The sequence below is a fragment of the Microbacterium sp. NPDC056057 genome, from assembly GCF_042266945.1.
In the GTDB taxonomy this organism is placed as follows: Bacteria; Actinomycetota; Actinomycetes; order Actinomycetales; family Microbacteriaceae; genus Microbacterium; species Microbacterium trichothecenolyticum_C.
The window spans coordinates 430576-442701 of the sequence record NZ_JBHJWS010000002.1 but is presented as its reverse complement, the minus strand read 5'-3'; the positions used below and the strand labels follow the sequence as shown (position 1 = coordinate 442701).

At 70.9% G+C, this 12126-nt stretch carries 11 protein-coding genes; 4 read left to right on the top strand and 7 right to left on the bottom strand.

Annotated elements, in window-relative coordinates; all coding sequences use genetic code 11:
• Positions 1 to 13 precede the first annotated feature (13 nt).
• Positions 14 to 457 carry an Lrp/AsnC family transcriptional regulator gene (locus tag ACFC1K_RS09850; RefSeq protein WP_375871464.1) on the bottom strand — a complete coding sequence of 148 codons (444 nt, stop codon included), beginning with the start codon at positions 455 to 457 and terminating at the stop codon, positions 14 to 16.
• Between the two features lie 106 nt (positions 458 to 563).
• Between ACFC1K_RS09850 and ACFC1K_RS09845 the strand changes: the two genes are divergently transcribed.
• The 3 genes from ACFC1K_RS09845 to ACFC1K_RS09835 are packed head-to-tail and all read left to right on the top strand — an operon-like array spanning position 564 to position 3690.
• The gene (locus ACFC1K_RS09845; RefSeq protein WP_375871463.1) at positions 564 to 1850 is read left to right on the top strand and encodes a trans-sulfuration enzyme family protein; all 1287 of its coding nucleotides are present in this window, start codon (positions 564 to 566) and stop codon (positions 1848 to 1850) included.
• Between the two features lie 2 nt (positions 1851 to 1852).
• Entirely contained in the window at positions 1853 to 2743 is an 891-nt protein-coding gene (gene mmuM / locus ACFC1K_RS09840; protein ID WP_375871810.1) for a homocysteine S-methyltransferase, read from the top strand.
• A 29-nt stretch (positions 2744 to 2772) separates the two neighbouring features.
• Positions 2773 to 3690, top strand: a complete 918-nt coding sequence (locus ACFC1K_RS09835; RefSeq protein ID WP_375871462.1) for a DMT family transporter — start codon at positions 2773 to 2775, stop codon at positions 3688 to 3690.
• A gap of 68 nt (positions 3691 to 3758) precedes the next feature.
• On the opposite strand, the gene ACFC1K_RS09830 is transcribed toward ACFC1K_RS09835, so the two are convergent.
• Entirely contained in the window at positions 3759 to 4970 is a 1212-nt protein-coding gene (locus ACFC1K_RS09830) for a saccharopine dehydrogenase family protein (RefSeq protein WP_375871461.1), read from the bottom strand.
• 152 nt (positions 4971 to 5122) lie between these two features.
• Between ACFC1K_RS09830 and ACFC1K_RS09825 the strand changes: the two genes are divergently transcribed.
• Positions 5123 to 6016 (top strand): aldo/keto reductase, encoded by an 894-nt coding sequence (locus tag ACFC1K_RS09825; RefSeq protein WP_375871460.1) that lies wholly within the window; start codon positions 5123 to 5125, stop codon positions 6014 to 6016.
• 1 nt (position 6017) lies between these two features.
• Here ACFC1K_RS09825 and ACFC1K_RS09820 read toward each other — a convergent pair whose 3' ends face one another.
• From ACFC1K_RS09820 to ACFC1K_RS09800, 5 genes are all read right to left on the bottom strand, one after another.
• Positions 6018 to 6548, bottom strand: a complete 531-nt coding sequence (locus ACFC1K_RS09820; protein WP_375871459.1) for a DUF1697 domain-containing protein — start codon at positions 6546 to 6548, stop codon at positions 6018 to 6020.
• Positions 6549 to 6575: 27 nt separating this feature from the next.
• A complete protein-coding gene (locus ACFC1K_RS09815; protein ID WP_375871458.1) occupies positions 6576 to 7901 on the bottom strand; it encodes a glycosyltransferase in 1326 nt (441 codons plus the stop codon).
• Positions 7898 to 10093: a glycosyltransferase gene (locus ACFC1K_RS09810; protein ID WP_375871457.1), complete on the bottom strand. Its 2196-nt coding sequence runs from the start codon at positions 10091 to 10093 to the stop codon at positions 7898 to 7900. The genes ACFC1K_RS09815 and ACFC1K_RS09810 overlap by 4 nt, the downstream gene beginning before the upstream one ends.
• Positions 10094 to 10218: 125 nt before the next feature.
• Positions 10219 to 11064, bottom strand: coding sequence for a helix-turn-helix transcriptional regulator (locus ACFC1K_RS09805; RefSeq protein ID WP_375871456.1), 846 nt, complete (start codon positions 11062 to 11064; stop codon positions 10219 to 10221).
• Positions 11065 to 11126: 62 nt separating this feature from the next.
• Complete coding sequence (locus ACFC1K_RS09800) at positions 11127 to 12065, bottom strand: SDR family oxidoreductase (RefSeq protein WP_375871455.1); 939 nt, start codon at positions 12063 to 12065, stop codon at positions 11127 to 11129.
• Positions 12066 to 12126: the final 61 nt, after the last annotated feature.

The following is a 12126-nucleotide window of genomic DNA, read 5'->3' as shown; positions in this document are numbered from 1 at the left end:
ACGGGCGGCAGCGTCACCGCCGGTCGATGGCCCGTGACAGCGAGACCGCCGTCACGGTGTCGGCCACGCCCGGAAGGGCGGCGATCTGCTCCCAGATCTGGCCCACGCGATCCATCGAGTCGGCCTCCACCGTCACGAAGAGGTCGTACGCCCCCGACAGCACGTCGCACCGAGCGACCTCCGGAATGCCGCGCAGTGCGGCGATCACCCGGTCGTCCCGCATCCGGTCGACGCGGTAGACCATGACCATCGCCGTCACGCGTGGCCGCGATGCGGCGCCCCGGAGGACGGTGTATCCGGCGATGACGCCATCGCGCTCCATGCGTTCGATGCGCTGGCGGACCGCATTGCGCGACAAGTGCACCTGGCCTGCCAGGGTGACCATCGGCAGCCTCGCGTCCGCGGTCAACGCTGCGAGCAGCTGCTGGTCGATGTCGTCCAGGTGCGATGCGGCCACGATGCCTCCGTGCACGATTAGCAATTGCAAGTGTCAACTGCACACACTACCGTAGACCCAGGGGTGCTCTGGTGCCCCGTCTCTTCGCTGGAAGGTAAGGAACGCGATGTCGCAACGGCCGGACCGCCGACGGGTGGAGACCCTGTCGGACCTCACCCTCGCTGTGCACGGCGGTAATCGCCTCGACTCCACGAAGGCGCTGCGGACGCCCTTGGTGATGGCGAACTCCTATGAGCTTCCCGACGATCCGAGCGACATCAGCTGGTCGGCCTCCGCGCCGGGGCTGTACACCCGCAACACGGGTGTCAATCAGGCCGGCCTGCAGGACAAGCTCGCGGCCCTCGACGGAGGCGAGGACGCCGTCGCGCTCGCATCGGGCGTGGCAGCCCTGCACGCGGTCTTCTTCACGCATGTTCGCGTCGGCGACCACGTCATCGTCAGCGACATCACGTACGAGGCCACCTGGCGACTGTGGAGCGAGCTTCTGCCGCAGCGGTACGGCATAGAGGCGACGTTCGTCGACATGGGCGATCTGGACGCGCTGCGCGCGGCCTTCCGTCCCAACACCCGGCTCGTCTGCATCGAGGCCATTGCGAACCCCACCACGAAGGTGGCGGACGTCTCCGCGATCGCGGAGATCACGCGTGCCGCCGGCGCGATCCTGATGGTGGACTCGACCTTCACGCCGCCGCCGTTCTACCGCCCGCTCGCCGACGGCGCCGATCTCGTCGTCCACTCCCTGACGAAGTACATCAACGGTCACGGTGACGCCATGGGAGGCGCCGTCGTCGGCTCGCGCGCGCTCATCGAGCCGATCAAGGCCGACGCCATGGTCGATGTCGGTGGAGTGATCTCACCCTTCAACGCCTGGCAGATCCATCGCGGGTCGGTGACCCTCCCGCTCCGCCTTCGGCAGCACATGGCGTCGGCGCTCGCCGTCGCCGAGTTCCTCGAAGAGGACCCGCGAGTCGAGTACGTCTACTATCCCGGCCTGCCGTCGCACCCCGAGCATGCTCTGGCGACGCGGCAGTTCGGCGGTCGCGGATACGGCGGCATGATCGCGTTCGCCGTCGCCGGAGACCCCGGCACCCAGAACCGGTTCGTCGCCCACCTCCGGCTCATCACCTCGGGCTTCTCCCTCGGTCACGACGACTCACTGATCGTGCACACCGGAACCGAAGGCGGTCGAGTCGCGACCTACCCGCAGCCCTTCCGCACGTTCGGCCACCTGCGCCTCTCGGTCGGCATCGAGGAGACCTCCGATCTGCTCGCAGATATCGAAGGCGCCCTCGACGCGACGTTTCCGTCCTCCCGAGCGCAGCGGTCACGGGTGCTCGAGCCGGGTGCCCCCGCATCGTCGGACTGGGGCCGATCGGAGAGGATGAGCGGGTGAGGATGTCGCGGACACCGGTGATCGTGCTCGACGGCGGGCTCTCCAACGCGCTCGTCGACCGTGGCCACGATCTCACCGACGACCTCTGGACCGCGCGCCTGCTCCGTGACGCGCCTGGCGAGATCGCCGCTGTGCACCGTGCGTACTTCGAGGCCGGTGCGCAGGTCGCCACCACAGCCAGCTACCAGGCGAGCGTCGCCGGGTTCGAGCGCGCCGGAATGACTCGCGCGGAGGCCGAGACTCTCATCCCCCGAAGTGTGGCGCTCGCCCGCGACGTGCGCGACGATGTCGCCGCCTCCGCTGGGGACGACGCGGTCAGGCTGGTCGCGGCATCCGTGGGCCCCTACGGAGCGGTGCTCGCCGACGGATCGGAGTATCGCGGCCGCTACGGGCTGAGCCGCGCCGCGCTGCGCGACTTCCACGCCCCGCGGATGGAGCTGCTCGTCAGCGCCGGGCCCGACATGCTCGCGCTCGAAACCATCCCGGACCTCGACGAGGTCGCGGTCCTCCTCGACCTCGCGGATGAATTCGCAACGCCCGCCTGGCTGTCATGCACGATCACCGGGGACCGGTTGCGAGACGGCCGTCCCGCGGCCGAGGCCTTCGCGCTGGCCGCCGACCATGACGGCGTCGTGGCCGTGGGCGTCAACTGCTGCGCGCCCGGCGACGTGCTGCCGGCGGTGCGGTCCGCGATCGCGGCGAGCGGCAAGCCCGCCATCGTCTATCCCAACTCGGGTGAGACGTGGGATGGTGCGGCTCGTCGATGGATCGGCGAGCCTGAATTCGACCTCGCGCTGACGAGCTCCTGGGCCGAGGCGGGCGCACGCTTCATCGGCGGATGCTGTCGTGTCGGTCCGGCCGCCATCGCCGCTGTCGCGCGGGCGCTTGTGTAGCCTGAACCCCACCGCCGAGAGGGGGACCGGTGCCGTCGACCATCGCTTCGTTCCCCGTGCTGGGCATCGTCCTGGCCATCGCCTCGGCCGCCGCGCTGGCGCTCGGCAACATGATGCAGGCGCGCGGGGTGCGCAGCGGCACCACCGGATCCCTCGGTGCCAAGCAGTTCTTCGCACTCCTGCGCAACGGGCCGTGGGTGATCGGCGCACTGCTGATCGGGGGCGCGATCCTGCTCCAGCTGGCGAGCCTCACGTTCGCACCGCTCATCGTGGTGCAGCCGGTCGGGGTCGTCGCCCTCGTCTTCGCCTCGCTGCTCACGGCGAACGCGACACGGAGAAGGCCGTCCCGCACGGAGATGCGCGCCATCGCGACCAGCGTCATCGGGGTGGCGGGTTTCGTCACCGTCGCCGCGCTGGTGAGCACCCAGCGCACGATCCACGACAGCCAGCTCATCGCGATCCTGCTCACGCTCGCCGTCGTGCTCTGCGCCGCGATCATCGTGGCCCTCGTTCAGCGCGGACGCCGCGGACCCGCCGTGCTGATCGTCATCGCCGCCGGCGTGTTCTCGGGTTTCGTCGCGACGCTCGGCAAGACCGTGATCCTGCGGGTGCAGACGGTCCTCACCGAGCAGGATTACAGCTTCGACTCGTCGAATCTGCTGACTCTGGCCTGCCTCATCGGCATCGCGGTCTCGGGCGGCCTCTCGATCTACCTGGTTCAGCGGGCGCACACCGTCAATTCCCCCGAGGTCGTCGTCGGCGGCCTCACCGTGATCGACCCGTTCGTCGCGGTGGTGCTCGGCATCACGATCCTCGGCGAGGCCACGGGTGCGCCGCTCTGGTCGCTGCTCCTGCTGGCAGCGGCAGGCGCGGTCGCGGTCTGGGGCGTGATCGATCTCGCCCGGGCGCAGCAGCGAAGCGCGAGCGACGCGGCGCTCGGGGGCTGACGCGGGAACGGATGCTGCGGGCCGGGGTTGCTCGGTGGCCCGGGGCTTTTCGTCTCGCTTCGCTCGCTCTACGAGCGCGGGTACGGCAGCGGGGCAACGTCGAGCGTGAAGCCGTGCGAGCGGAGGCGGTCGGCGAGGTGCTCGCCCATGGCGACCATCGGGGTCAGGACGCCGCCGCGGTCGGGGAGGTCGTCGAGCGCGAGGCTCAGCGCGGACTCGGCGAGCATCACGCCGGTCCCGCCGTAGCCGGGGTCGTACGGTGCGGTGATCCGTGTGCGTTCCGGCTGGCCTTCGACCGGGTACACGTCGACGTCGAGGGCGAAGCGGCCGTGCTCTATCGCGTCCGCGCTGGGGCCGCTGCCGGGGGACGGCAGCACCCGATCGAGCACTGCTCGCGTCGGCGGGAACGCCAGTGCGCCGACGAGGCCCGCCGTGCCGAGGGCGATCGCCCCCGCTCGCGCGAAGGCGGCAGGGCCGCGACCGGTCGCCACCACCTCGCGGTACTGCATGAGCTGGCCGTAGCTCCAGCCGGTGAGATAGTTGCTGCGCTGCACGATCTGCTGGTTGTACGAGCCCATGACGAACGGCGCCTGCCAGGCTCCGCGCACCTTGCCCCAGCCCCTGCCCGCGTGGCCGGGCAGACGCACCGACGGCCCGGGCGTGAGCGCGTAGGGGTTCGCGAGGAGGCGGCGGGCCGAGGCATCCGATTTCGCCTCTTTCAACTGCTGCCGAAGCGAGTCGATCGTGCCGCCGCTGATGCCGCCGCGCAGCGACCGCACCTTCAGCGTCGCCGCGACGATGGGCACACCGCCGGCGACGGCGTGGGCGAGCCCGAGGCCGAGGTCGGACGGGATCGAGTCGAACCCGCACGAGTGCACGATCTTGGCGCCGGTGGTCTCGGCGACGGCGTGATTGCGCTCGATGCTCCGGGCCACGAAGATGCTCTCGCCCGACAGATCCGCGTACGACGTGCCCGCGCTCGCGCAGGCCGCGGCCACGCCGGTGCCGTAGCGAAGGTAGGGTCCGACGGTCGTGGCGACGACGGACGTGGATGCTGCGACACGGGCGACCGCGGTGTCATCCGAGGTGTCGACCTCGAGGGTCGGCCAGTCGACGCCGAGTTCGCGTCTGACGTCGTCGAGGCGTGCCGTGGAGCGACCGGCGATGGCGATCCGCACCCCATCGGGCGCGGATCGGGCCAGATGCCGCGCGGTGTACCTGCCGACGAAGCCCGAGGCGCCGAGCAGGACGATGTCGTGGTCGCGGTCGTTCGTCGTCATGCTTCGGGAGCGTAGGCGCGGTTGCGCGGAAGCGACAGCGGGTTGCGCGGAGGCCCGAGGCGTTTCGTTCGCTCGTTCCTCGCTCGCGCAACGACCGGAGGGCAGCGCTGGACGAGCAGTGGCAGGCTGGGGTCATGCGAGAAGGAGATGCGATGAAGCAGCGCACGCTGGCGGGGCGACAGGTTTCGGCGATCGGGCTCGGGGCCATGCCGCTCTCGATGAACAACGACAAGGTGTACCCGTCGTTCGAGGACGCAGTGGCCACGGTGCACGCGGCGCTGGACGCCGGTGTCACGCTCATCGACACCGCCGACATCTACGCGCCGGATGGTGAGGAGATGGGGCACAACGAGCGCATCGTCGCCGAAGCCCTGCGCACGTGGGACGGCGACGCGTCGGGCATCTTCGTCGCGACCAAAGGCGGGATCACCCTCGGCGAGGACGGCTCCAAGGGACGCGACGGGTCGGAGGCGTACCTGCGGTCGGCGGCCGAGAAGTCGCTCGACATCCTCGGCATCGACCAGATCGAGCTCTACCAGTACCACCGTCCCGACCGGTGGCTCGTCTACGGCGACATCATCGCGGGACTGAAGGCGATGCAGGACGACGGCCTGATCCGCGCGGTCGGCATCTCGAACGCGAGCGTCGAGGAGATCCAGATCGCGATCGACGTGCTCGGCGAGGGCAACCTCGCGAGCGTGCAGAACGAGTTCTCGCCGAAGCACCCGGGAAGCATCGACGAGCTGCGCTTCTGCGAGAAGCACGGCATCGCGTTCCTGCCGTGGAGCCCGCTCGGCGGGACCGGCGGCGGAGCGCGCCGGGTCGGCGACCGGTTCTCGGCGTTCCGCGAGGTCGGCGAGGATCACGGCGTCAGTCCGCAGCAGGCGGTGCTCGCGTGGGAACTGGCGCTGGGCTCGCACGTCATTCCGATCCCGGGAGCTCGGCGCGCAGCATCCATCACCGACTCGGCGCAGGCGGCGAGCCTCGAGCTCAGCGCCGACGAGGTCACGCGGCTGTCGGAGTCCGTGGGGATCTTCGACGACTGACTCACCCGCGTGAGGGGCCGAAGCGGGTGACCAGACGGAGGATCGTCGGTAGCCCGCGGGAGGTCGCCCGGTCGCCGGTGAGGCGCTCGAGGACCGGTGTGGCGTTGCCCTGGCCGTCGACGTCGTTGCGGACGAGCGCCCAGCCGGGTCCGGCGTCGACGATCTCGCAGCGGGCTCGCGTCTGGAGGCTGATCGCGTCGGGTGCGTGGACGTCGACCGCTCCGCCGCGGTGGAGGGTGAACTCGTACCCGCGGGAATCGTGCGCCGCGCCGTGTTCGTCGACGATCGCGACGAGGTCGGCGAACGGGATCCAGAGGATGTCGCGTTCATGGCCGGATCGCGCGGCGATCGCTTCTTCGGCGCTCTCGACGACCTCGGTGGGTTCGTCGGAGTCGAAGAGGATCGTGCCGTTGCTCTGGAAGGTCTGAACCTCGCGGCAGCCCGCGTCGGCGAAGCCGGCGACGATGTCGGCTGTGGAGGGGTGGCCGCGCTGACCCTGGTTGAGGTTCCGCATGAAGGCGACGCAGCGCATACGCCGAGCGTACGTGTGATGTGCTGGCTACCGCGCGACGTCGTTGTCGGTCGCGTCGGCGCTCGAGTCGGCGAGAGCGGCGAAAGCCAGGGTCGCACCGGGGCGCTCGTGCTGTGCGGCGGCCTCGGTGAGAAGCGGCTCCCGGCCCGGCCACGCGGGATCGGCGAGCAGGGCGACCGCGTCGGCCAGCTCGTCCGTGGTCGCGGTGTTCGGCGCCAGGGCGAGACCGGCCCCGCCGCGTTCGATCGCCGCTGCGCCGGCGAACTGGTCGGTCGAGAACGGGAGCACGAGAAGGGGCACCCCCTGCCCGACGGCCTCGGTCACCGAGTTGTTGCCGCCGTGGGTGACCGCGGCGGCCGCACCACCGAGGAGACGCACCTGCGGCAGGTATTCGCGAACCAGCCAGTCGTGCGGCACCCGCCCGAGCTCGCTCGCTGGGGTCGAACCGAGCGCGATCGCCGCGCGCAGTCCCGTCCGCGCGATCGCCGCCGCCACCCGGGCCAGCACATCGCCACGCACCGACAGGAAGCTGCCGAAGCTCACGTAGACGAAGGGCGTCACATCGCGAAGGAACTCGTCGACCTCCGGATCGTGGCGCTCCTCGCGGCGAGCCGAGCCGAGGAAGATGTGGGGCGGCAGCATCCGGCCGTCGTCCGCGAGAAGAGCGGGGTAGTTGTAGAGCACGACGTCGCCGTGAAGGGCGAAGGCGTCGGCGACCTCGGCAGCTCGCGGATCCAGCGTCCGGGCCGCGGTGTTCCACTCGTGCGCGAAGCGGTCCGACACCTCGGCACAGAGCGTGCGCAGGTCGGCGAGCTCGGTCGGGTCGGGGTCGAACGCTCGGGGCCAGGCCGGCGGGTAGCCGTAGACCTCGCCCGCCACGGGCAACGCGGTGGGATGGCCGAGCACCACATCTGCGTACGCGATGCGGGCGGTATGCAGCGCGAGGCGCGCACTGAACGCGAGGTGGTCGACGAGGATCGCGTCCGGGCGAACGCGATCGACGGCCTCCAGCGTCGCTCGCGCCCGTTCCTCGGGCCGCCACATCAGGTCGGTCAGCCGCTCGCGGGCCTGATACGTCAGGGTGGCGACCATGCCTCGGCGCGTCGCGTCGAAGAAGCGCTCGAGAGACGCCGCCTCCGCCGTCTGCTGCTCTCGCGTGCGCATCACGCCCGCGTTCGCCCCTCTCCCCAGGGGCAGGTCGACGCGCTCGAGGCCGAAATCGGCGACGATCGGCGCCGTCGCGGTGCCGGTGGCGACGACCACGCGCTCGCCGGCGTCGCGCCACGCGGTCGCCAGCGTCGCGAGTGGAAGAAGGTGCGAGGCGTAGTCGGGGCTGATGACGAGGAGCGTCATGCCGGCAGCCTCGTCGGCTGCGCGAACTCGGCCTCCTGCGCGACGACCGAGGCGTAGATCGGCGCGAGGGTGGCTGCCATCGCCTGGATCGTGAACTTCGACGCGACGACGTCGCGTGCCCGCACCGCGCGAAGCTCGTCCGCGTCGGCTGCTCGGTCGAGGGCCGAAGCGATGGCGCCGGCGAGGTGGTCGGCATCCCAGGTCGCCGTGAGGAAGCCGGTGTCGCCGTGGTCCACATAAGTCGCGGGCCCACCGCCGTCGGGCGCGACGACGACGAGACCCGTGGCCATCGCCTCGAGCACCGCGAGGCCGAACTCCTCCTTCAAACTGGCGCACACGTAGACGCCGCCGACGGCCGCGAGCCGCGGCATCCCGAATCTCGCGGTCGCCATCCAGCGCGCGGCGACGTCGTTGGGACGATGACCTGGAAGGATCAGCCCGCGCCGCGCGCGTTCGTGCGGGGGTACCAGCGCGGCGATACGATCCAGCTCGCCCTGCTCATCCCGGGACGGATTCTCGAGGTCGCCTCCGATGATCAGCAGGTTCGCGCGGTCGGCGAGGGGCGATCCTGCCCACGTCTCGACGAGAGAGGCCATCCCCTTCACTCGGTGCAGACGCCCCACCGAGACGAGCAGCGGACGTCCCCGGCGATCCGGGTCGAGGGAGCCGAGCAGCGCCTCGAGTTCGGCGAACGCATCGTGCGGCGGCGTGGCGGCGGCCGGGCCGGCCGCTGCCCGCGCCTGGACGACCGCCCTGTCGGTGACCGCGAGATCGACGCCCTCTGCGACGACGGTGTGCCGCTCGCTGCGCGACGTCATGTCGATGCCGACGAGTTCCCGCATCTCGTCGACGAGGTTCGGGCGCGGGAAGAACACAGTGTGGGACGCCGATGCCGCGAGCTCCTTGACCAGTCGCACCCGGAACCAGAAGTGCTCGCGGAGATCGGCCTCACCGAACCTCGCCCGCGTCAGGGCGCCGGAATCCTGGAGCGATTGGATCACGCTGTGCGGATCCGGCGCGACGGTGAAGATCGTCGGGATGCCGAGCTCCCTGGCGACGTCCGCGGCCGCGAGGCTGCCCACGTCGGCCATGCGCAGATGCAGGACGTCGACGTCACCCGCGGCGCGGAGGATGCGCCGGATACCGCGCCGCGCAGCGACCCGGTACGGCCACGCGGCTGCGGACGCCACCGGCTCATCGGGGAGAGCGATGTGTCCGTAGAGATGGCCGGTCGGAGTGCCGGCGAGCTGAAGCAGATCGACGGTGCTCTGCCCGAGCCGGCCGCGAGACAGAGTGAGGACCCGCGTGACGGGGCTGTCGTCGGTCGCGGTCAGCGCATCGCCGAGGCGCACCAGGAGGGTGGCGATTCCGCCGTTGTCGCCTGCTCCCGCTGCCGAGAGCGCGGGGTCGATGTCGGCGTGCAGGAAGAGCTGGGCGACCGTGAGCGCTCGCGGCGTCCGGTATGGGCGTGAAGGGCGGAATGCGGGCGGTGCGGTGCTCGCGCCGGGGATGGGGTCGAGATCGATCAGCGCGAGGCGAGCGATCGGCGCGAGAGGACCGCCGGTCGCCAGGAGCGCGCCGAGCTCCTCCTCGAGGCCCGCGGTGTCGCGTCGCTGCCCGAGTGCGGCGATCGCGGTGGCGCGCACAGCGTCGTGCTCGGTCGGATCCGACGCTACTTCCCGCAACAGGCGTGCGGCGACCGGTTGAGAAACGAGCCCGAGGGTTTCGACGAGCGCTGCTCGGGGTGCAGCATCCGTGATTCCCAGCAGTGCTGCCTCGATGCCGATCGCGATCGCGTCGCTCGCGTGGCTCGACCACCTCTCGATGGTGTGCTGGGCCAGCATGCCCGTGAAACCACCGGCGGCGACCAGCGCGAGCAGGCGTCCCACCGCCTCCGGCCGCGGCAGACTCTGGCCGAGCGCCCATGCGGCATGCTCCTGGATGAAGGGCCGCTCGTCCGACAGTAAGCCGACGAGCTGACGCTGCGCCTCGTCGTCGTGCATCTCCGCCAGCGCGTGCACCGCCGCGATGGCGGCGATGTCGTCGGTGCCCGAGAGCGCCGTCGACAGCACCCGCAGAGTGCGGACGCTGGGATCGCGGCCGGCTTCGAAGGCCAGATCGTCGGCGGCGAGCAGCGCCTTGACGATCGTCGGAGCGTCGAGAACGTCGTCCATCGCGGTGTGCACGCCCACGTTCCACCTCACTCACCGCACGGGGCGCCCGTGCTGTCGAAAAGGGTATGTCTCCGGGGGACGCGCGAGGGGTTCTTGACAAGATGGACGGGCCGGTGCAGGCGAACCAGGCGACCGGCGCCACGTCAGCGGCCGGCGGCGATCTCCTGCGTGCCGATCACCGAGAGCAGTTGCAGCCGCTCGTAGCTCGGGGTGCCGGGTGTCGCCGTGAGCACGAGGAGCGTCTGTCCCTGCTCGGGGTCGATGAGGAACTGGCACTGCATGTCCATCACGCCGACCTCGAGGTGCTGCAGCCGCTTCTCGCGGGCGTGCGTCGAGCGCACCTCGTGCTCCGCCCAGAGTTCGGCGAACTCGGGGCTCTCCTGCAGCAGCGCCGACACCATCGCGCCGGCGCGGGAGTCGGTGCCGAACTTCGCGTAGGCAGTGCGGATCTCGGCGGCGAACGCGCGCGAGTGCATCGGGTGGTCCTCGGTCGGGTACACGGTGCGCGCCGACGGATCGGTGAACCAGCGATAGCCGACGCTGCGGGCGAACCCCTCGAAGCGCGTCTCGTCGCCGAACAGCGCGCGGGCCGCCGGCGTCTGCGCGAGCGTCTCGCCCAGCTCGGTCATCACCTGCGCGGGCGTGTCGGCGAGGCGGTCGAGGATGCGCATGAGGCCGGGCGAGACGTGCTCGCTGCGCAGTGCCCGAGCCGGTGCCGTGTGACCGGCGAGCCGGAACAGGTGGTCCCGCTCGTCGAGCGTGAGCCGCAGACCGCGCGCGATCGCGGCGAGCATCTGCTCCGACGGCTGAGGACCGCGGGCCTGTTCGAGCCGGCTGTAGTAGTCGGTCGACATGTCGCAGAGCACCGCGACCTCCTCGCGACGAAGACCCGCGGTGCGGCGCCGAGACCCACGGCGCAGTCCGACGTCTTCGGGCTGCAGCGCTTCGCGGCGGCGACGAAGGAAGTCCGCCAGCTGTGCTCTGTCCATCACCTGAGTCTGCGGCATCCGTCATTCCTCATCCAGGGACTCCAGATCCCACTGTTAGCGGGTTACGCCTTGACCCGCACGCCGGTGAGCTGCTCGGAGAGCTCCCACACGCGTCGGGCGTCGGCCTCGCTCCGCACGCGCGAGTACAGCGGCTGCTCCGCGGGCAGGCCGCTCAGATGGCGGAAACCCTTCGGCCCGTAGAGGTGGCCGCCGCGGGCGTCGGGGCTCGTGGCCGCGTACACCGCCGACAGCGCCGCCGACGACGGGGTGCCGAACAGGATGCCGCGCCGCGACATCGCGCGGATGACCCTCACCGCCGTCGTATCGGCGGACCGCCCCATTCCCGGCTGCGCGGCGAGCAGGTTCGTCGGCGTGATGCCGGGATGCGAGAGGTTGCTGCGGATGCCCCAGGCCGCAGCATCCGATCTCCGCTGCAGCTCCATCGCGAACAGGCCGAACGCGATCTTCGACGAGCTGTACGCCTTCATCGGGTCGTAGCCCTGCTCCCAGTTCGGGTCGTCCCAGTTGACGGCGCCCTGATCGGCGGCGATGCTCACCTGGCTGGTGACGTGCGCCTTCGCCGCGACGAGCAGCGGCAGCAGCTGCGCGACGAGCGCGAAGTGGCCGAGGTGGTTGGTCGCGAGCTGGAGCTCGAACCCGTCGGCGGAGAGCTGCCGGGTCGGCGGGTTCATCACGCCGGCGTTCGCGATGAGGAGGTCGATGGGGCGGCCCTCGTCGTTCAGCTGCGCGGTGAGGGTGGCGACGGAGCCGAGCGACGCGAGGTCGAGCGGGAGGGGACGGATGCTGGCGGCCCGGGTCCGCTGTCGGATCCGAGTTGCCGCAGCCTCGCCCTTCTGCGGGTTGCGGACGGGCATGAGGATGTCGGCACCGGCGCGGGCGAGGCGCGCGGCGATCTCGAGGCCGACGCCGTCGCTCGCACCGGTGACGAGGGCGAGCTTGCCGGAGAGGTCGGGAACGGGGATGTCGAGAGGCTTGGGCATGAGGGGCTCCTCTGTGGGTGGTGCTTGTCATGCTGGACGCGGGGACGGCGCGGATTCAGGG